Source organism: Erythrobacter sp. A6_0 (assembly GCF_017744235.1).
Taxonomy (GTDB): Bacteria; Pseudomonadota; Alphaproteobacteria; order Sphingomonadales; family Sphingomonadaceae; genus Qipengyuania.
On sequence record NZ_JAGHQR010000002.1, the window covers coordinates 244,275 to 263,554 of the forward strand.

The 19,280-nt window shown below is 65.9% G+C and carries 16 protein-coding genes; all 16 read right to left on the minus strand.

The window, feature by feature from the left end; all coding sequences use genetic code 11:
• Positions 1–72 precede the first annotated feature (72 nt).
• Positions 73–1,884 (minus strand): cell division protein FtsZ, encoded by a 1,812-nt coding sequence (gene ftsZ / locus J7347_RS06935; protein WP_209161454.1) that lies wholly within the window; start codon positions 1,882–1,884, stop codon positions 73–75.
• A 139-nt stretch (positions 1,885–2,023) separates the two neighbouring features.
• Positions 2,024–3,304 carry a cell division protein FtsA gene (gene ftsA, locus J7347_RS06940; protein ID WP_209161455.1) on the minus strand — a complete coding sequence of 427 codons (1,281 nt, stop codon included), beginning with the start codon at positions 3,302–3,304 and terminating at the stop codon, positions 2,024–2,026.
• Positions 3,304–4,230, minus strand: coding sequence for an FtsQ-type POTRA domain-containing protein (locus J7347_RS06945; RefSeq protein ID WP_067682448.1), 927 nt, complete (start codon positions 4,228–4,230; stop codon positions 3,304–3,306). The genes ftsA and J7347_RS06945 overlap by 1 nt, the downstream gene beginning before the upstream one ends.
• Positions 4,223–5,194 (minus strand): D-alanine--D-alanine ligase, encoded by a 972-nt coding sequence (locus J7347_RS06950; protein WP_067682538.1) that lies wholly within the window; start codon positions 5,192–5,194, stop codon positions 4,223–4,225. The genes J7347_RS06945 and J7347_RS06950 overlap by 8 nt, the downstream gene beginning before the upstream one ends.
• Complete coding sequence (murB, locus tag J7347_RS06955) at positions 5,191–6,153, minus strand: UDP-N-acetylmuramate dehydrogenase (RefSeq protein WP_209161456.1); 963 nt, start codon at positions 6,151–6,153, stop codon at positions 5,191–5,193. Before murB ends, J7347_RS06950 begins: the two co-directional genes overlap by 4 nt.
• The gene (gene murC / locus J7347_RS06960) at positions 6,150–7,574 is read right to left on the minus strand and encodes a UDP-N-acetylmuramate--L-alanine ligase (protein ID WP_209161457.1); all 1,425 of its coding nucleotides are present in this window, start codon (positions 7,572–7,574) and stop codon (positions 6,150–6,152) included. The genes murB and murC overlap by 4 nt, the downstream gene beginning before the upstream one ends.
• Positions 7,571–8,794: an undecaprenyldiphospho-muramoylpentapeptide beta-N-acetylglucosaminyltransferase gene (gene murG, locus J7347_RS06965; RefSeq protein WP_209161458.1), complete on the minus strand. Its 1,224-nt coding sequence runs from the start codon at positions 8,792–8,794 to the stop codon at positions 7,571–7,573. The genes murC and murG overlap by 4 nt, the downstream gene beginning before the upstream one ends.
• Positions 8,791–10,059 carry a putative peptidoglycan glycosyltransferase FtsW gene (locus J7347_RS06970; protein WP_209161459.1) on the minus strand — a complete coding sequence of 423 codons (1,269 nt, stop codon included), beginning with the start codon at positions 10,057–10,059 and terminating at the stop codon, positions 8,791–8,793. The genes murG and J7347_RS06970 overlap by 4 nt, the downstream gene beginning before the upstream one ends.
• Entirely contained in the window at positions 10,056–11,354 is a 1,299-nt protein-coding gene (murD, locus tag J7347_RS06975; RefSeq protein ID WP_209161460.1) for a UDP-N-acetylmuramoyl-L-alanine--D-glutamate ligase, read from the minus strand. Before murD ends, J7347_RS06970 begins: the two co-directional genes overlap by 4 nt.
• Positions 11,351–12,421 (minus strand): phospho-N-acetylmuramoyl-pentapeptide-transferase, encoded by a 1,071-nt coding sequence (gene mraY / locus J7347_RS06980; RefSeq protein ID WP_209161461.1) that lies wholly within the window; start codon positions 12,419–12,421, stop codon positions 11,351–11,353. The genes murD and mraY overlap by 4 nt, the downstream gene beginning before the upstream one ends.
• Before the next feature lie 6 nt (positions 12,422–12,427).
• Positions 12,428–13,897 (minus strand): UDP-N-acetylmuramoyl-tripeptide--D-alanyl-D-alanine ligase, encoded by a 1,470-nt coding sequence (murF, locus tag J7347_RS06985; protein ID WP_209161462.1) that lies wholly within the window; start codon positions 13,895–13,897, stop codon positions 12,428–12,430.
• Positions 13,894–15,387, minus strand: a complete 1,494-nt coding sequence (locus J7347_RS06990) for a UDP-N-acetylmuramoyl-L-alanyl-D-glutamate--2,6-diaminopimelate ligase (RefSeq protein ID WP_067682469.1) — start codon at positions 15,385–15,387, stop codon at positions 13,894–13,896. The genes murF and J7347_RS06990 overlap by 4 nt, the downstream gene beginning before the upstream one ends.
• Entirely contained in the window at positions 15,384–17,078 is a 1,695-nt protein-coding gene (locus tag J7347_RS06995; RefSeq protein WP_067682543.1) for a penicillin-binding protein 2, read from the minus strand. The genes J7347_RS06990 and J7347_RS06995 overlap by 4 nt, the downstream gene beginning before the upstream one ends.
• Before the next feature lie 53 nt (positions 17,079–17,131).
• A complete protein-coding gene (locus tag J7347_RS07000) occupies positions 17,132–17,668 on the minus strand; it encodes a hypothetical protein (protein ID WP_067682472.1) in 537 nt (178 codons plus the stop codon).
• A complete protein-coding gene (gene rsmH / locus J7347_RS07005; protein ID WP_067682475.1) occupies positions 17,668–18,597 on the minus strand; it encodes a 16S rRNA (cytosine(1402)-N(4))-methyltransferase RsmH in 930 nt (309 codons plus the stop codon). Before rsmH ends, J7347_RS07000 begins: the two co-directional genes overlap by 1 nt.
• Positions 18,594–19,085: a division/cell wall cluster transcriptional repressor MraZ gene (locus tag J7347_RS07010; RefSeq protein ID WP_209161463.1), complete on the minus strand. Its 492-nt coding sequence runs from the start codon at positions 19,083–19,085 to the stop codon at positions 18,594–18,596. Before J7347_RS07010 ends, rsmH begins: the two co-directional genes overlap by 4 nt.
• Between the last annotated feature and the right edge of the window lie 195 nt (positions 19,086–19,280).

A 19,280-nucleotide genomic window follows, 5' to 3' on the forward strand; every position in this document is an offset into this window, starting at 1 on the left:
CGATCGCGACGATGGCGGCCCCGGTCTGGCTAGCGCCTGAACCGGAGCCGATCGTTGCCCGAACGGACCGAACTATTGGTTGTTCTGGCGGCCCAGGAAGCGCGGAATGTTAAGCGCGCCGCCCGTATCGTCGTCGTCATCGTCGCGGTCGTCGGCAGGTCGCGGTGCGCTGCCGCGCGAAAGGTTGGCCATCCGCTCGAACAGCGTGCTGCCCGATCCGCTACCGCCCGATCCGCCAGCCGGACGTGCCGCGCCCTTGCCCTTGTCGCCATCGGCGGTGCTTTCGCCGCTGCCGCGTGCGGGCTTGGACTGGAGGGGGCTGCGCGAGTCGGCGGCCATCTGGTCGTTGCCAAGCTGAAGCTCGTCCTGCGCTCCCTTCCGGCCGCTTTCCGTGCCTTCCGACAGATCGAGCGTCGGACGGCGTCCGCTGTCCCGGCCCCAGCCTTCGTCTTCCATATCGGTTTCAATCGAACGGCTGTCCGTCGGGGACGCGAGCGAGGCGCTTTCCGAACGGTCGAAGCGCTCGGTATGCTCGTTACGCAGGCCCGCCAGCGGATCGACGATGTCGTCCACATCCTCGCCCTCGTCTTCGTCGAAATCCGAATAGGTTGCTGCGGTGCCGCGCGATCCCGCCCGACCGTCATCGGCGTAATTCGCCGAAGTCAGTTCCATCGGAGCGTCATCGGCCTGCGCACTGGACGGCGTAGGAGCCGGCGAGGGGACCGCTGGCGAGGGAGCGGGCGCAGTCGCGAAGCCGCCGGACATTGCATCGCTCTCGGCTTCGGCGGAGAGACCTTCGCTCAATTCGAAGGGCTCCTCGTCCTCCTCTCTCTGGCGCGGCAGGTCGAGCGCGGGGCGCTTGGGCGCGCGCGATTCGGACATGGCGAAGCCGCGCGACTGGCTCGGCATTGCCTGCCCGTCATGCTCGATACCGGTGGCGACCACGGAAACGCGGATCTTGCCGTCGAGATCGGGATTGAAGGCCGAACCCCAGATGATGTTCGCATCTTCGTCCACCAGCTCGCGAATGTGGTTCGCGGCTTCGTCGACTTCGAGGAGCTTCATGTCCTCCCCGCCGATGATCGAAATGATCACGCCCTTGGCACCCGCCATGCTGACCCCGTCGAGCAGCGGGTTGGCGATGGCGCGCTCCGCGGCTTCGAGCGCGCGATTGTCGCCTTCGCCTTCGCCGGTTCCCATCATCGCCTTGCCCATCTCGCTCATGACGGAACGCACGTCGGCGAAGTCGAGATTGATGAGGCCCGGCATCACCATCAGGTCGGTGATCGAACGCACGCCCTGTTGCAGCACTTCGTCGGCCAGTTCGAAGGCTTCCTTGAAGGTCGTTTCCGCCTTGGCGACCAGGAACAGGTTCTGGTTCGGGATGACGATCAGCGTATCGACGTGCTTCTGAAGCTCGTCGATGCCCGCTTCGGCGGCGCGCATGCGGCGCGTGCCTTCGAACAGGAACGGCTTGGTCACGACGCCAACGGTCAGCACGCCCTTCTTGCGCGCAGCTTCCGCGATGACGGGCGCGGCGCCGGTGCCGGTGCCCCCACCCATCCCTGCGGCGATGAAGCACATGTTCACGCCTTCGAGCGCATGTTCGATATCTTCGACCGTCTCTTCAGCCGCCGCCTTGCCGACTTCGGGCCGCGCGCCTGCACCAAGGCCGCCGGTGATGTCGGGGCCGAGCTGGATGCGCTTTTCGGCGGCAGCATTGCTCAGCGCCTGCGCATCGGTATTGGCCACGATGAAATCGACGCCTTCGATCTGCGCTTCCATCATGTTGGCAATGGCATTGCCCCCGGCGCCGCCCACGCCGATCACGGTGATGCGGGGACGCAGATCGTCCGACGAAGCGGGGCCGATATTGATGCTCATTCGATATTCCTCCGGCGAAGACGTTTCGCCCTAATTTGCATGGGATGCATTCTGCCACATTCCGATTCGGCGATGCAAAGGGTTAATCGCCTTTTTTCACAGTGCTAGCTCCTTCAACGGCCTGGCCGCCGCGAGGTGCCTAGAAATACTCCCGAACCGCCTGCAGCACTCTGTTTACGAGGCCGAAACCCGAATAACGCCGGGTCGGCTGATAGCCCGGATCGACCGAGCGGATATCGACCGGATCGTCCGCCGCATAAAGGCACAGCCCTACCAGCGAGGCAAAGCCGGGAGTTGCATGCGCTTCGGGCAGGCCCTGGAGGCGCGGTGGCTTGCCGATCCGCACCGGGCGACCGAGCGCGGCCTGGACGAATTCGGCGATTCCGTGCAGTTCCGCGCCCCCACCTGCCAGCACCACCTGCCCGCCCCGGCTGCCCGAAAAACCCATGTCCTTGAGCGATCGGTGCATTTCCCCTGTGAGGTGCGCCAGCCGATCGGTGACGACCGCGACCAGCTCCGCGCGTGCGATGCGGTTGTGCTCGTCCGCTCCGCGCGCGAGCGGGCCTTCGCCCTCTTCGCCCGGCGCATTGACCGGTATCATCTCGGAGTGATCGGTCGGGCTGGCCATCGCCGAACCGGATACGCATTTCAGCCGCTCCGCCTGGCTGCGACGGATCCCAAAACTGGAAGCGATCGCATCGGTGATGTCGTTCGACCCAAGGGGAATGGACTTCAGCCCCAGCAGCATCCCTGCCGAATGGACCGAGATATTGGTGACTTGCGCTCCGATCTCGATCAGCGCGACGCCCAGCTCGCGCTCTTCCGGCGTGACACAGGCATAGGCGCTGGCGAGCGGACTGGCGACCACCGCCTCGACATCGAGATGCGCGGTCTGGACCGCTTCGATCAGGTTCCTGACCGGCGCGCTTTCGGCTACCGTCACATGGATATCGACGCCCAGCGCCTCGGCATGGAGGCCCGCCGGATTGGCGACGCCGTGCGCCCCGTCCAGCGTATAATGCGCAGGCTGCGCGTGGAGGACCATGCGCCCATCGGGCTGAATGTGGTCGCGCGCGGCATAGAGCAGGTGCTCGATATCGTCTTCTTCGATGCGCCGCCCGCCGATCGCGATTTCGACGCTGGCGATATGGCTCGACAGGCCTGCGCCCGAACAGCCGATCCACACGCTCGACACGCTGGTGCCCGCGCTCGCCTCGGCCTTTTCGAGCGCCTGACGGATGGCGAGGCTGGCGGCGCGCATTTCGGTGACGTAGCCGCGCTTGACGCCTTCGGATTTGCGGTGGCTCGACCCCAGTACCACCATCGCGCCGTTCTCGTCCTGGCCCATGATCATGGCCGAGATGCGGAAGGAGCCGATATTGACTGCGCCATAGGCCCGCGTGATGCGGGGGCCAGCCATCAGTTGTCCGCTCCCGGGGCGGAAGCCCGTTGTTCGAGGCCGTTCATGCTGCAAGGCCCGCCCGTGCAGCGGAAATAGGCCTGTTCGGGCACGCGCATATCGACCGCGACGACCTTGCCGCCCAACAGCCGGTAATGCCCGTCCAGCTTGGCGAAGGAGACGAGCGCGCTCGCCGACTGATCCTCGCCTTCGGGAAGCGCGAGCATCTGGCCGGTCTTGAAGGTCAGGTTCCAGCGGCGATTGCCGACCCATTCGGCCTGTTCGACCTGGGGTTTGAGCGCAGGCGCGGCGTCGAGCAGCAGGTCCAGTTCGCCGACCTGCTTCTGTGCGCCCGGCCCGGCGATGGTGAGCTTGCCCTTGGCATTGGTGCGGCTGATGGGTTCGAGTTCGTGCCCCTCGGCATCGACCAGCATCAACCGGTCGGGCTTGGCGAGGACGGCGTGCTCTTCACGTTCGACGATGTCGACGATCAGCGTGTCGGGAAGCTGGCGCGACACGCGCGCATCCTTGACCCAGCTCAATTCCAGCAGGCGATCGCGCAGCGCATCGAGATCGACGAGAGGCATCGGCTGATCGCGCATGGCGAGCGCGCGTTCGTAAACCGTCAGCTCGTTCATTCGCTCGACGCCCGTCACCTTGACGCGGCGCACCTCGAACCCGGCATCGGACGCGGCTTCGGCCAAACGCGCATTGGCGAGCGCGGGCAGACCGGCCAGGCTGGCGACGAACCACGCAGCGGCAAGCGCCAGCGCCAGGATCGCGGCGACGAAAGCCTTGTGCAATTGCTCGTCCGTAAAAGGCAGCAGGGCCAGCATCTGGTCGAACAGGCCGACCGTGTGTTTCTTGGCGGCGCGCGTCTTCTGCGTCCGATTGCGCGCAGCGGCGGAGCGGCGCACGCCCGGGCTGGTGCGCTTGACCTTAGCCATCGGCAGGAGCCTTCACGGCGAAGTCGCGCAGAGCCGCGGCGATGATTGTCTCGACCAGCTCGCCATATTCCATGCCCGCATGGCGCGCCTGTTCGGGCACCAGGCTGAGCGGCGTCATCCCCGGCTGGGTGTTGGTTTCGAGCACGAACAGGCCGTCTTCGCCCTGTTCCTCGTCCCAGCGGAAATCGGTGCGGCTGGTGCCGCGACAGCCGAGCAGCTTGTGAGCCTTCAGCGCGATTTCGAGACAGAGATCGCGGATCGTCTCGGGAATATCGGCGGGACAGATATGGTCGGTCATCCCGTCGGTGTATTTGGCGTCGAAATCGTAGAAGCCGCTTTTCGGCTTCAGCTCCGTCACCGCGAGCGCACGCGGCCCGTCCTCGAAATCGACCACCGCCGACGTCATCTCGCGGCCCTTGATATAGGGTTCGGCGAGCAATTCGGCGAAATCCTGCCACGGGCCTTTCGCATCGCGTGCGATCGGGTTGCCGTAATTGCCATCCTCGGTGACGATGGCGACGCCCACCGAGCTGCCTTCGTTGACGGGTTTCAGCACATAAGGGCGCGGCAGGGGATCGCGCTCGAACAGGTCTGCGGTCCTAACGATCCGCCCGCCGGGCATGGGCACGCCGTGCGGCACCAGCGCCTGCTTGGTCAGTTGCTTGTCGATCGCAATGACCGAGGTGGCGAGGCCCGAATGGGTGTAGGGCACACCCATCAGGTCCATCATGCCCTGCACCGTCCCATCCTCGCCCGGCACGCCGTGGAGCGCGTTGAAGACGACATCGGGTGCGGACTCCGCGATGCGCGCGGCGACCTGGCGATCCATGTCGATCCGGGTGACGCGGTGCCCGCGCTCTTCCAGCGCCTTGGCGACGCCTTCGCCCGACATCAGCGAGACGGGGCGTTCGTTCGCCCAGCCGCCCATAAGGACGGCGATGTGGAGTTTGCGATCGAGGGTCACGGTCTGCCCACCCGGCGGATTTCCCATTCCAGTTCCACGCCCGAATTCTTGTAGACCCGGCGCTTGACCTCCTCGCCGAGGGTTTCGATGTCCTCGCTGGTGGCGTCGCCGGTGTTGATGAGGAAATTGGTGTGCTTCTCGCTCACCTGCGCGCCGCCCACCGTCATGCCCCGGCATCCCGCCTTATCGACCAGTTCCCAAGCCTTCTCGCCCGGCGGGTTCTTGAAAGTCGATCCGCCTGTCTTGGTGCGGAGCGGCTGCGAGGTTTCGCGCGCTTCGGCGATACGGTCCATCTCCGCGCCGATCGCTTCGGGATCGCCGGGCGTTCCTTCGAAGCGGGCCGAAACCACCACCGAATTGTCGGTCAGCGCCGAATGGCGATAGCTGTAATCGAGCTCGCGCTTCGTCAGCCGCATCAGATTGCCGTCCTGCATGACGACGTCGCAATCGATGAGCACATCCGCCACTTCGCGCCCATAGGCGCCGCCATTCATGCGCACGAAACCGCCCACCGTGCCGGGAATGCCGCGCATGAATTCCATGCCCGCCACGCCCGCATCGCGTGCCGCACTGGCGACGAGGATGCCATGCGCCCCGGCCCCGCAGGTCAAGGTGCACGCGTCGACCTCGATCCCGGCGAAGGGCTTGCCCAGCTTGATCACCACGCCCGGCACGCCGCCATCGCGCACGATCAGGTTCGAGCCGAGCCCCAGCGGCATGATCGGGAGCGCACCGTCGAGCCGTTCGAGGAACAGGATCAGATCGTCCAGATCGGCTGGCTCGAACAGCCAATCGGCATGGCCGCCGGATTTGAACCACACGAGCTTGGCCAGCGGCGCGTCATGCGTCAGCCGCCCGCGCAGGCCCGCAGTCGAGATCGGTGCGCTGACGCCGCCCTCGACCTCGCAATCGGGCGCTTCGCCGCTGTCCCAGTTCAAGGCATCGTCGGGCTGCGTCATCCGCGCGCCCTTTCGGCGATCAGCGCTTCGGGAAGCTCGGCGGCCCAGCGCGTGATGTCGCCCGCGCCGAGGCAGACGATGAGATCGTCCGGCTTCAACTCCGCGCCGAGCACCGCGACCAGCTCGTCCATATCGCCGACGCTGGCGGCGGAGCGGTGGCCGCGGGACTTGAGTCCATCGACCAGAGCCTGCGAATTCACGCCCTCGATCGGTTCTTCGCCCGCTTCGTAAACGGGCGTCACGAACACCTCGTCCGCTTCGTTGAAGGCGCTCTGGAAATCGTCCATCAGATCGCGCAGGCGGGTATAGCGGTGCGGCTGGACGACCGCGATGACGCGGCCCTTGGTGGCCTCGCGGGCGGCACCCAAAACAGCGCGGATTTCGACCGGATGATGGCCGTAATCGTCGATGACCACGGCCTTGCCATCGCCCACCGGAACCTCGCCCGTTTTTGTAAACCGCCGCCTTACACCGCCAAAGCTGGCGAAGCCGTTGCAGATCACTTCGTCCGGGCATTTCATCTCGATCGCGACTGCAATCGCGGCGAGCGCGTTCTGGACGTTGTGGCGCCCCGGCATGGGCAGACGCACGCCTTCGATCCGGCGATCCTCCTGCCCGCGCCGACGCACGATTACGTCGAAACAATTGCCGCCCGCATCGGGCCGGACGTTGACGCCGCAGATATCCGCCTGGAGATTGAAGCCGTACGTCACGACATTGCGATCGCGCACCAGACCGCTCACCGCCTGGACTTCGGGATGATCGATGCACAGGATCGCCGCGCCATAGAAGGGGACATTGTGGATGAATTCCACGAAGGCGGCCTTCACCCCGTCGAAATCGCCATAATGGTCGAGATGCTCGGGATCGATATTGGTGACGACCGCGATCGTCCCGTCGAGGCGCAGGAAGCTGCCATCGCTCTCGTCGGCCTCCACCACCATCCAGTCGCTATCGCCCAATCGCGCGTTCGAACCGTATTGTTCGATGATGCCGCCATTGATGACGGTGGGATCGACATTGCCGCAATCGAGCAGTGCGGCGATCATGCTGGTGGTCGTTGTCTTGCCATGCGTCCCCGCCACCGCGACGGTGGATTTCAACCGCATCAATTCGGCCAGCATTTCCGCGCGGCGCACCACGGGGATGCGGTTTTCGAGCGCGAAGGCGACTTCGGGATTGGTGCGCTTCACCGCGGTGGAAGTGACGACGACCGCCGCGCCCATCACGTTTTCCGCCGCATGGCCGATTGCGATCCGGACCCCGCGCGAACGCAGGCGCTCGACCACCGGGCTTTCCTTGATGTCCGATCCCTGCACGCTGTAGCCGAGATTGGCCATCACTTCGGCGATGCCGGACATGCCGATCCCGCCTATGCCGACGAAATGGATGGTGCCGATATCGGTGGGCACGCCTCTCATGGCTTCGACCTTTCGTGCATGTCGCGCGCCGCGCCCTGCCCCGCAGCCACGCCCTGCGAAGCGCCGCGCGCATTGTTCGCGCCGACGCGGATCACGTCCATCATTTCCGCCCCACCGAAGCTTTCGACGAGATCGGCAAGATCCTGAACCGCATTGGGCCGCCCGCAATTGAACGCCGCATGGGCCGCCTTGCCGAGCCCTTCGGGGCTGTCGGCGATGGCCTTGATCTGCTTGGCGAGTTCCTTGGCGGTGAAGCTGTCCTGCCGCACCATCCGCGCCCCGCCCGCCTTCACCATCTCGCGGGTGTTCGCCGCCTGGTGATCGTCGGTCGCGATCGGAAGCGGGATCAGGATCGCCGGCCGACCAACCGCAGTCAGTTCCGCGATCGTGGACGCGCCCGCCCGTCCGATGAAGAGATGCGCGTCCGCAAGGCGTCCGGCCATGTTTTCGAAATAAGTCCCGAGTTCGGCGGGAATGTCGTGGCTGGAATAGCGCGCGCGGACCGCTTCCAAATCTTCCGGGCGGCATTGCTGCGTCACCTGGAGTCGCTGCCGCAAGGCGGGCGGCAGCATGGCGAGCCCGTCGGGCACCACTTCGGACAGAACGCGCGCACCCTGGCTCCCGCCGGTGACAAGGACGCGGAACAGCCCCTCTTCGCTGAGCGCGGGAAACTCCTCTTCGCGCAGGGCCAGCACTTCGGCGCGAACGGGATTGCCGACCAGATGGACCTTGTCGCCATATTTGGGCTTCAGCCGCTCGACCTGAGGATAGGCGGTGGCGATCGCATCGACCTTGCCCGCCAGCAGGCGATTGACCCGGCCCAGCACCGCGTTCTGTTCATGGACGACGCTGGGGATGCCCATCGATGTCGCAGCCCACAGGGCCGGAAAGGCGGGATAGCCGCCGAAACCGACCACGGCGCTGGGCTGGAAGCTTTCGAACAGGCGCACCGCCATGTTGCGCCCTTCCCACACGGCCATTGCGCCCGCAAACCATTTCACCGGATTCTTGCCGAAGCGCCCGGCGGGCAGGATGTGGGTGGTGAGGAAATCGGGCCGTCCGGGGATCTGCGCGCCGCGTTCGTCGGTGATCAGCGCGACATGGTGGCCGCGCCGCTCCAGCTCGGTCGAGAGCGCGAAAGCGGGCAGCAAATGGCCGCCCGTGCCCCCTGCCGCGAGGACGAAGTGGCGCGCCGCATGAGTATTGTCCGGCCCGCTCATGGATAGATTTCCCGCCGGATCGTGTCGGCCTGTTTCTTCGGCGCGCGGCGTTCGTTCCAGCCGATCACGTCGGCAAGGCCGCGCGTCTCGCGTTTGAGGAAGGGATTGCGCCGCGTTATCGCCAGCAGCAGCCCGACCTCCAGACAGAGCGCGATCGTGGACGATCCGCCATAGCTGATGAGCGGCAAGGTCATCCCCTTCGATGGAAACAGCTGCAGATTGACGAGGATGTTGATGAACGCCTGCCCCGCGAACAGCGTGATCAGGCCCGCACCCGCAAGCAGGGCGAACAGGTCGTCTTCATCGATCAGCTTCATCAATACGCGCGCCACGATGGCGAGATAAACGATCACGACGAGAGCGCAAACGATCAGGCCGAATTCTTCCCCGATGACGGAGAAGATGTAGTCGGTGTGCGCTTCGGGAAGGTTCATCTTTCTGAGACCCAGCCCGTATCCGCTGCCCGTCCAGCCACCCGCCAGAAGCGTGCGCTCGGCCAGATCGACCTGGTCGAAGGCCGTGCCGCCGCCCATGAAGCTGTCGATGCGGTGGCGGGCGTTGTCATAGAGGAAATACGTTGCGACCATGGCCGCCCCGCCGATCCCGACCAGCGCGCCCATGCGCTGGACGGGCACGCCTGCGAGCAGGATCAGCACGAACCAGGCGCCGAAGAAAAGAATGGTGTCGCCAAGATTGGGCTGCATCATCAGGAGCGCCGCGACCACGACCAGCGCCACCGCCGACAGCGCGATCACCGGCAGATTGGGGTCGCGCATCCGCCATGACAGGATCCAGGCGACGGCGATCGCGAAAGCGGGCTTCAGAAATTCCGACGGCTGGAAACGCATTCCGAAATCGAGCCAGCGCCGCGCACCGTTCACCTCCGCGCCGACGATCGGAACGAGGAACAGCGCGCCGAGCATTCCTGCCGCCAGAAGCAGCCCCCCGCGCCGGGCGTTTTCGCGGCTGACCATGCTGATTGCGATCATCACGCCGATCCCGATCGCCTGCCAGGCGAGGTGGCGGTAGAAGAAATAGAGCGGGTCGAGCGTCTGCGTCGCGGTCGAAAGACGGTCCGCACTGGCGGGCGATGCGGCGGCGACGGCCACGGTGCCGAAGGCCATCAGCGCCAGGATCAGGCCAAGCAAGACGCGGTCGATCTCGCGCCACCAGATCGTCAACTCGGTCCAGCGGGAGAGCTTCTGGCCGGGACGGCGCATGCCGGGGCGGGCGGCACCGGGCACGTAGGGACGCTGCATATTCATGCGCTGAGCTCGCTGACAGCCTTGCGAAACGCCTCGCCGCGCTCTTCGAAATCGCGAAACTGGTCGAAGCTGGCGCAGGCGGGCGAAAGCAGGACGGTGTCGCCCTCTTGCGCCGCAGCGGCAGCATCGCGCACTGCCCGCTCGAGCGTTTCGCTGCGCGTTACCGGAACCCGGCCCTCGAGCAGCTCGGCGAAAGCGGGTCCGCCCTTGCCGATGGTGAAGGCGGCTTTCACGTGCGGCAATTCGGCCTCGCACTCGCCCAACCCCGGCTCCTTGGCGAGACCGCCGACGATCCAGTGGATGTTCTCGAAAGCCGCCAGCGCAGGCGCAGAAGCCGCGGTGTTGGTGCCCTTGCTGTCGTTGATGTAGGCGACACCCGAAATTTCGGCGACCCGCTCCATGCGGTGCGGCAGGCCGGAATAGCTTTCGAGCCCGGCGCGGATCTGCTGCCCGGAAAGACCGAGAATATCGCCGACCTCGATCGCTGCCGCGGCGTTTTCGAGATTGTGCGGGCCTTGCAGCGACGGCCAATTCGCCTGTTCGCCAGTCTCGACACCGCGATTGCTCAGGACATCTTCGAGAATGCTGGCTATGGTGCCTTCGGCGAATTTGCCCAAGGCCCGCGCGTCGGTAAAGCGGGCGATGGAGTTCTGACCGCTCGTCTGCATCGCGAGCAGGCGGGATTTGCTTGCGGCGTATTTCTGGAAATCGCCATCGTACCGATCCAGATGATCCGGCGTGATATTCAAAAGCACCGCCACGTCGCAATCGAGCGAATAGGTCAGGTCGATCTGGTAGCTCGAAAGCTCCAGCACATAGACCCCGTCCTCGGGCAAAGGCTGCTGCTCCAGGATCGGCAGGCCGATATTGCCGCCCATCGTGGTGGGAACGCCCGCAGTCTTGAGGATATGATGAACCAGCGCGGTCGTTGTGCTCTTGCCATTGGTGCCGGTGATGCCGACGACCTTGTGCGGCGGGAGAGCCCCGCGGGCCTGCGCGAACAGTTCGATGTCTCCGATCACCGGCACACCGAAGCTGTCGGCATGGGGCTTGATCGGATGGGTGTTGAGCGGAACGCCGGGGCTGACGACCACGCCATCGTAACCGGTAAGGTCCGACTGCAACGGGTCTGCAATGCCCGTGCGACCGACGAAGGGCGCGCGTGCGTCCTCGCGATCGTCCCAGGCCAGCACGTCTGCCCCGCTTGCCAGCAGCGCCTCCACAGTCGCCCGGCCCGATCGCGCCAGGCCGAGCACGGCATAGCGCCTGCCCTTCCAGGCCGGATTCGTGATCACCGCAGCTTCAACGTCGCCAGACCGAGGATCGCGAGCACGATGGCGACGATCCAGAAACGGATCACGACCTTGCTCTCGCTCCAGCCCAATTGTTCGAAATGGTGATGGATCGGCGCCATGCGGAAGACGCGCTTTCCCGTTCGCTTGAACCAGAACACCTGGATGATGACCGAAAGGGCCTCGAATACGAACAAGCCGCCGACGACCGCCAGCACGACCTCGTGATGGGTCGCCACCGCGATCGCGCCGAGCGCTCCGCCCAAAGCCAGCGATCCGGTATCGCCCATAAAGACCGCTGCGGGCGGCGCGTTGAACCACAGGAAGGCCAGCCCCGCCCCCATGATCGCGGCGCAGAAGATCGCCAGCTCGCCCGCGCCCGGCACGTGCGGAATGCCTAGATAGCTCGAATAGTCGACGCGGCCCACGAGATAGGCGATCAGCGCGAACGTACCCGCCGCGATGATCACCGGCATGGTGGCCAGCCCATCCAGCCCGTCAGTCAGGTTGACGGCATTGCCTGCGCCCACGATCACGAAGGCGGCGAAGACGTAATAGAACCAGCCCAGTTCGATGCCGAGATTGTTGAAGAACGGCACGTAGAGAAACGTGTTGATCTGGCCGACCACGATCCAGCTGGCGATGCCCGCCACTGCGAATTCGAGCGCGAGGCGCGTCTTGCCCGAGACGCCCTTGTGGCTCTTTTTCGTGACCTTGTCGTAATCGTCCATGAAGCCGATCAGGCCGAACCCGCCCGTCACTGCCAGGCACGCCCAGATGAAGGGATTGCTGAGGTCCATCCACAAGAGCAGCGAGATGGACATGGCGACGAGGATCATCAGCCCGCCCATCGTCGGCGTCCCGCGCTTGGCGAGGTGGGTCTGCGGTCCGTCTTCGCGGATCGGCTGGCCCTTGCCCTGCCGCACCCGCAGCATCGCGATCATGCGCGGCCCGATGACGAGCCCGATCAGCAGCGCGGTGAGCAGGACGCCGCCCGCCCGCGCCGTCTGATAGCGGACGAGATTGAGCAGCCCTTCGAACTGGAGCCATTCTGCGAGGAGATAGAGCATGCGCGGTCAGCCGTCCCGGCGTGTGAAATGATCCACCAGCTGGCCGAGGCCGACCGAGTTCGACCCCTTCACCAGCACCGCATCGCCTGCGACCACGCCGTATTCCGACAGCGCGCCGATGGCTTCCGCAGCGTTATCGCAATGGGTGAATCCGCCCGCGAAGCCAAGCGGCTGGCCGGGCGCTTTCCCCAATTCGCGCGCCAGCACGCGCATTTCCTCCCCCACCAGCACCGCGTAATCGATATTCGCGGCAGTCAGCGGCTCGGAAAGTTGCGCATGGAAGGCCGCGCCGAAATCGCCCAATTCCTTCATGCTGCCGAGCACGGCGATACGGCGTCCGGCAGGCGTATTGCCCAATTGGGCCAAAGTCGCGCGCATGCTGGCGGGATTGGCGTTGTAGCTTTCGTCGATCAGCAGCGCCTTGCCGCCCGGCGCGCTGATCTGGTGGCGCGCGCCGCGCCCCTTCAGCCCGCCCATTTCGGCAAGCGCCAGTCCGGCGGCAGCCATGTCGCCCCCGGCGGCGCGGACGGCAGCCATCACGCACAGCGCGTTGGTAATCCAGTGTTCGCCGGGCTCCGCCACGGTGAAGCACATCCGGCCTTCTGGATATTCGCAAGTGACGAGCGATCCCCCATTCGCGCTCGGGATCGCATCGAGCAACCGCAGGGTTGCATCGCGCGCACGCCCGAAGCTGACGACCTGTGCGTCGAGCTTATCCGCATGAGCCTTGAGCCGTGCGAAATGCGGGCTGTCCGCCGGGATCACCGCCGTGCCGCCCTTGACGAGACCGCCGAAGATTTCCGCTTTGGCGTCCGCGATCGCCTCTTCGCTGCCGAGATTCTCGATATGCGCGGGCGCGATAGTGGTAACCACCGCGACATGGGGGCGGACATGATCGCTCAGCTCGGCGATCTCGCCTGCATGGTTCATCCCCATCTCGAACACGCCGAAACGGCTGCGCGCAGGCATCCGCGCGAGCGACAGCGGCACGCCGACATGATTGTTGTAGCTGCGGATCGAGCGGTGCGCCTGCCCCCGGCTCGACCGTTCGAGCGCGGCGAAGATCGCTTCCTTGACGCCCGTCTTCCCGACCGACCCGGTGACGCCGACGATCTTGGCGAAAGTCCGCTTGCGGGCGGCGGCGGCAAGCGCATGAAGCGCTTCTGTCGTGTCCGCGACCAGAACGTGAGGATAATCGACCGGCCGATCGACCAGCGCGGCGGCGGCGCCATTGGCAAACGCCTTGTCGAGGAAGCGGTGGCCGTCCATCGCTTCGCCCTTCAGCGCCACGAACAGATCGCCATTGCGGATGTCGCGGCTGTCGGTGTCGATGCCCGAAACCTGGAAATCGCCGCTTGTCGTTCCGCCCGTGACAGCGGCGATGGTCTGCGCGTCCCACAGGGCCAGCGGCAGCCGGTCGGAGGGAAGGATCGGCCAGCGCTTCAATGCGGGATGACGGATCAGGGCAGCGCTCATTTCGTGTTCTCCGCAGTTGTGGCAGCGCACAGCCGCGCAACTTCGACGTCGTCGAAGGGATGGACCCGCATATTCTCTCCCGAGCCGATGATCTGACCCTGTTCGTGCCCCTTGCCGGCGACGAGGACGATGTCCCCCTCGCCCGCTTCGGCGATGGCGCGCGCGATCGCGTCGCGCCGCCCGCCGATTTCCAGTGCCTCGCCGGTGACGCCCTGCATCACAGCGGCACGGATCGCGCTCGGCTCCTCGCCGCGCGGATTGTCGTCCGTAACGATGACGAGATCCGAGCCTTGCGAGGCCGCTTCGCCCATCGGCGCGCGCTTCCCGTGATCGCGATCGCCGCCCGCGCCGAACACGGTGATTAGGCGGCCTGCGACATGCGGGCGCAGCGCCGCGATGGCGGCAGTCAGCGCGTCCGCCGTGTGGGCGTAATCGACATAGACCGGCGCACCGCTCGGCGCGATGACCGCGCGTTCGAGACGTCCGCGCACCGGCTGGAGCCGCGCGACCGCATCCCAGACCCGGTCCGCTGCGATCCCGCTGGCGAGCGCCAGTCCGGCGGAGACAAGCGCGTTCGAGACCTGATAGGCCCCGATCAGCGGCAGGCGGAAGGTACGGGTCTGTCCGTCGTGTTCGACGGTCAGTTCCTGGCCCAGCGCCGTCGCCTCGCGCGCGACCAGACGGATGCCTTCGCCCTGTTCGCCAACCGTGAAGGGGCTCAGGCCGCGCTTTTCCGCATGTTGGATGGCGCGCGCGGTCCATTCGCTGCTGTCGCTTCCGGTCCAGATTACCGCCGTCGCGCCGTCGCTCGCGACCTCGTCGAACAGCCGCATCTTGGCGAGGAAATACTCTTCCATGTCGGCGTGGTAATCGAGATGGTCGCGGCTGAAATTGGTGAAGGCGACCGCCTCGACCGCGATGCCTTCATTGCGGAACTGGGATAGGCCGTGGCTCGACGCTTCGTAGGCGACATGGGTCACCCCTTCGCGCGCCAGGCCGCTGAGGTTCGACAGGAAGGTCACGATGTCGGGCGTGGTCAGCCCGGTCGAAACGCTGCCATCGGGCGTGGTGACGCCCAGCGTGCCGATACTGGCCGCGCGTTCGCCCGCCATGCGCCAGATCTGGCGCGTCATTTCGACCGTCGAGGTCTTGCCGTTGGTCCCCGTCACCGCGACGATATGCGACGGAACGGGAGCGAAGAATTGGGCTGCGAGCTGCGCGAAGGCGCGGCGCGGTTCGGCGTCGGCGATATGGGCGGCGATATGGGCCGCGCCTTCGACATGCGCTTCGGGCCGGGCAACCACCGCCACGGCGCCCGCTTCGATCGCGGCGGGGATGAAATCCTCTCCATTCACGCGCGCGCCTTGGAACGCGCCGAACACGGTGCCGGGCGCGACCTTGCGGTTGTCGATGGCGAAGCCGGTCACTTCGGCCTCGCCATTGGCGGGACAGGCCACGCCCGCCGCGTCGCAGAGCTTCGCCAGCTTCACCGGTTCGCCTCGGGGATCAGCGGTTTGATATCCGAAATATCGATATCGCGCGTGCTGTCGGGCCGCACGCCCAGCATCGGGCCGATGCGCGGGACGAGACGGCCCACGATCGGTGCGGCGTTCCAGGCGGCGGTACGCTGGAAGCTGGAGGCGAGCGTACCCTGCGGTTCGTCCAGCATGGCAATCACGACATAGCGTGGGCGGTCCATCGGGAAGGCGGCGGCGAAGGTCGAAACCAGCGTCGACCGGCGATAGCCGCCCGCGCCCGGCTTTTCGGCGGAGCCCGTCTTGCCGCCCACGCGGAAGCCCGCTGCATCGGCATTCTTGCCCGTGCCGTAAATGGTGGTCGCGCGCAGGATCTGGTTCATCCGCGCCGAGGTCGAGGCCTTGAACACGCGGCGGCCTTCGGGCGCTTCTCCGGGTTTAAGCTTGTGCAGCGTCGCGGGGCGCCAGACGCCGCCATTGACCATCGTGGCATAGGCGCTCGCAAGGTGCAGCGGCGTGACCGCGATGCCGTGGCCGAAGCTGACCGTCATGCTGCGCAGGCGCGGCCATTTCTCGCCCGGCCAGATCGGGAAGCCCTTGGCCGGCAGTTCGATATGCGGGCGTTCGGCCATGCCCATATCCATCATGTACTGGCGTAGCTTTTCCGGGCCGAGCTTGTCGGCGATGCGCGCGGTGACGGTGTTGGAGGAATGAATCAGCGTGCTCGGCACGTTGAGGCTGGCGCCGAGAAAGTGGCTGTCCTTGATCGCGAAGCGCCCGACCTTGACCGGCGAGGCGTCCCAATGGGCACCCAGATCGCGGACCACGCCGGCATCGATCGCCGCGGCGACAGAAAGCGGCTTGAAGGTGGAGCCAAGCTCGTAGACCTGATTGGTCACGCGGTTGAACATCAGGGACGCGCCGCGTTCGTCGATCTTGTTGGGGTCGAATTCGGGTAGCGACGCCAGGGCCATCACCTCGCCCGTGTCGACATCCAACACGATGCCCGCGCCGCCCTTGGCATCGACCAGCTTCATGCCCCGGCGCAATTCGTCCTCGAGCGCGCCCTGCACCCGCATGTCGATCGACAGCGCAACCGGAATGCCCCGGCTCGCCGGATCGCTCAGCTGCTCGTCGAGCACCTGTTCCATTCCCACGCGCCCATGCCCATCCGCCGCGACATAGCCGAGAACGTGGGCCGCCATCGATCCTTGCGGATAGTGCCGGTCGTTTTCCTGGGGCATTTCAAGCGCCAGCTCGCCGATATCCTGCACGCGGTTGGCTTCTTCTGGAAGAACACGGCGGCGCAGATAGCCCGCTTTGCCCGAAGCGAGCTGTTCGGCCACCTTTGCCTCGTTCAGATCGGGGAAGATCGCCTTCAGTTCGCGCGCGATCGTCGCCGGATCGCGCACGAGCGGCGCACCGTCTTCGCCCAATGCCTCTGGATTGAACCACAGAGCGTAGGCAGGGAAGGCCCGCGCCAAAGGCACGCCGTTGCGATCGACGATCTCCCCGCGATCGGGCAGCAGCGCGTCTTCGAGCGAGGTCGCCGCCACCGCACGGTCCGATCCGCCGAGAAAGGCGATCCGCACCAGCGCCATCGTTGCCACGAAGAGGAAAGCGAGCACGATCCAAAGCACGCGCAGCTTGGCCTGCGCCAGCGAGTTCTGGCGGATGACCGCGAGCTGTACGCGCGCCTGCGGCATCGCGGCGCCGAAGCTGGTGCCGCCGGTGGCGCGCGTGATCGGGGAATAGGCGTTCACTGGCCGGTCTCCGCCAAAGCGCTCGGCAAAGCGGGCGAGCGGGCGAGACGCTGGGTCAGATTGCCCGCCGCTTCGTATCCGCCGGAATCTAGATCGCTCGCGTCCTCGCCGTTATCGCCTGCCGTATCGGTATCGGCCATCCATTCGGCGAAAAGACCTTCTTCGGCCTGCGGACGCGCCTTGGCGACGCGAATCGGATCGGGCGCGTCGAGGCCGCGCGGCAGGCCGAGCACGGCGAGTTCCCGCTCGCTTTCGAGATATTGATCGGCGCGCGGCGCGACATAGCCGAATTCGACCGCGTTCCACTGCGAAAGCTGGCGCTGGCTGGCGCGGGTCTGGAATTCGACCTCCAGCATCAGGGTCTGGCGTTCGAGCGCGATGATCTGGCGCTCCGCCAGCCGCACGTCGCTTTTCACGGCATTCACCTTGAAGGTCAGCGCAAGGAAGGCGGCAAGGCACAGGCTCAGCGCCAGCATCCAGCCGATCTGGCGGATACGGCTGCCGTGCGGGCGAGAGGGGGGAGCGCTGGCCATCAGGCTGCTTCCCTCGCCGGGGTGGCACTACGCACCGCGTGCCGCAGGACGGAAGAGCGCGCGCGGGGATTGCGTGCGATCTCGGCCTCGCCCGGTCGGATCGCCTTGCTGACGCGGGTGAAGGCGGGCTCGAAGCTGTCGACTTGGGGCAAGTGGCGCGAGGCGGCAGGCGCGCTCGACGCATCGCGCAGGAAGCGTTTGACGATCCGGTCTTCGAGGCTGTGGAAGCTCACCACGGCGAGGCGGCCGCCTTCGCCGAGCAGGGTTTCGGCTGCGGCAAGGCCCTGTTCCAGCTCGTCCAGCTCGCCATTCACATGGATGCGCACCGCCTGGAAGCTGCGCGTCGCAGGATCCTTCTTGTCGTGCGGCTTGTGACCCAATGCCTTCCTCACCACGCGGGCAAGATCGCCCGTGGTCTCCAACGGGCGCGCGGCCACGATGGCGCGGGCGACGCGGCGCGACTGGCGCTCCTCGCCGTAGAGATACAGCACGTCGGCGATCTGATCGGCATCGGCGGTGTTGAGGAAATCGGCGGCGCTCTCGCCCGTCTGACTCATCCGCATGTCGAGCGGGCCGTCATGCGAGAAGGCAAAGCCCCGCTCCGCCTGGTCGAGCTGCATCGACGAGACGCCGATATCCATGACGACACCGTCGACACAGGCCACGCCCGCGTCACGCAGCGCGGCGACCATCTGGGAGAAGCGGTGCGGGTGGAGCGTCAGGCGGTCTTCGTATTCGGCGACCATCGCCGCGCCGTTGGCGATCGCATCGGGGTCGCGATCGAAGGCGTGGACCTGCGCCCCCTTGTCGAGGATCGCGCGGGTATAGCCGCCCGCGCCGAAGGTGGCATCGACGATCACGTCGCCCGGCTTCGGGTCGAGCGCGGCGATCACCTCGTCTAGGAGGACGGGGATGTGAGGCTGGCTCACTTGCGCTTCGCCTTGGCTTCGGCCTCGGCCACCAGCGCCTGGCAGGCGGCCTTGGCGGCGGCCCAATCGTCGCCCATGCGCATCAGTTCGGCGGGGTTCCAGACGCTGAAAAACCGGCCGCTGCCCTGGAAGAACAGGCCGTTTTCGATATCGGCGAGGCCGCGCAGATAGTCCGGCATGACGAACCGCCCGCTATCGTCGAAGGGAAGCTCGGCGAAGCCGTACAGCTGGCTCGAACGGGTTTCCCGGTCGAAATCGCGCTGGAACTTGAACGCCATCTCTTCCTCGCGATCGAGCTGCGCCTCGAATTCGAGTTTGCGGGACAGGCCGAAACCGACAAGGCAGTTCCAGCGATCGTGCTTGGTCAGACATAGGGTGCGGGAATCGCTGCTTTCCTTCACCGCCTTGCGAAACAGCGGCGGAAGGACATAGCGGCCTTTATCGCCCGCAGGCGAATAGGCTTGTCCGCTATATCCCCCGAAAAGCACCCGCTTCCGCCCCCAAATACGCTCAGGTAAAAATCACCATCTCCACTCGGCACACCTTCCCCGCCGCCGAAAGCACCCACGAGCTTGCAGCGTGCCCCGAGCCGGAGGGCGCGAGACGGATTCGGTCTGTCCGATGTGCCATAGGGAATACAGCGGGAGCGCTGGGGATGGAAGGGAAAAGTAGGGGATTTTTGG

What these genes read in the sequence shown, in the direction of transcription:
- J7347_RS06945 (WP_067682448.1), bottom strand. Translation starts at nt 4,230, where the DNA reads ATGGCTAAGGTCAAGCGCACCAGCCCGGGCGTGCGCCGCTCCGCCGCT.
- J7347_RS06995 (WP_067682543.1), bottom strand. Translation starts at nt 17,078, where the DNA reads ATGCCGCAGGCGCGCGTACAGCTCGCGGTCATCCGCCAGAACTCGCTG.
- murB (WP_209161456.1), bottom strand. Translation starts at nt 6,153, where the DNA reads ATGACGCAGCCCGACGATGCCTTGAACTGGGACAGCGGCGAAGCGCCC.
- ftsA (WP_209161455.1), bottom strand. Translation starts at nt 3,304, where the DNA reads ATGGCTGGCCCCCGCATCACGCGGGCCTATGGCGCAGTCAATATCGGC.
- J7347_RS07000 (WP_067682472.1), bottom strand. Translation starts at nt 17,668, where the DNA reads ATGGCCAGCGCTCCCCCCTCTCGCCCGCACGGCAGCCGTATCCGCCAG.
- murC (WP_209161457.1), bottom strand. Translation starts at nt 7,574, where the DNA reads ATGAGAGGCGTGCCCACCGATATCGGCACCATCCATTTCGTCGGCATA.
- murF (WP_209161462.1), bottom strand. Translation starts at nt 13,897, where the DNA reads ATGAGCGCTGCCCTGATCCGTCATCCCGCATTGAAGCGCTGGCCGATC.
- murG (WP_209161458.1), bottom strand. Translation starts at nt 8,794, where the DNA reads ATGAGCGGGCCGGACAATACTCATGCGGCGCGCCACTTCGTCCTCGCG.
- J7347_RS06970 (WP_209161459.1), bottom strand. Translation starts at nt 10,059, where the DNA reads ATGAATATGCAGCGTCCCTACGTGCCCGGTGCCGCCCGCCCCGGCATG.
- mraY (WP_209161461.1), bottom strand. Translation starts at nt 12,421, where the DNA reads ATGCTCTATCTCCTCGCAGAATGGCTCCAGTTCGAAGGGCTGCTCAAT.
- ftsZ (WP_209161454.1), bottom strand. Translation starts at nt 1,884, where the DNA reads ATGAGCATCAATATCGGCCCCGCTTCGTCGGACGATCTGCGTCCCCGC.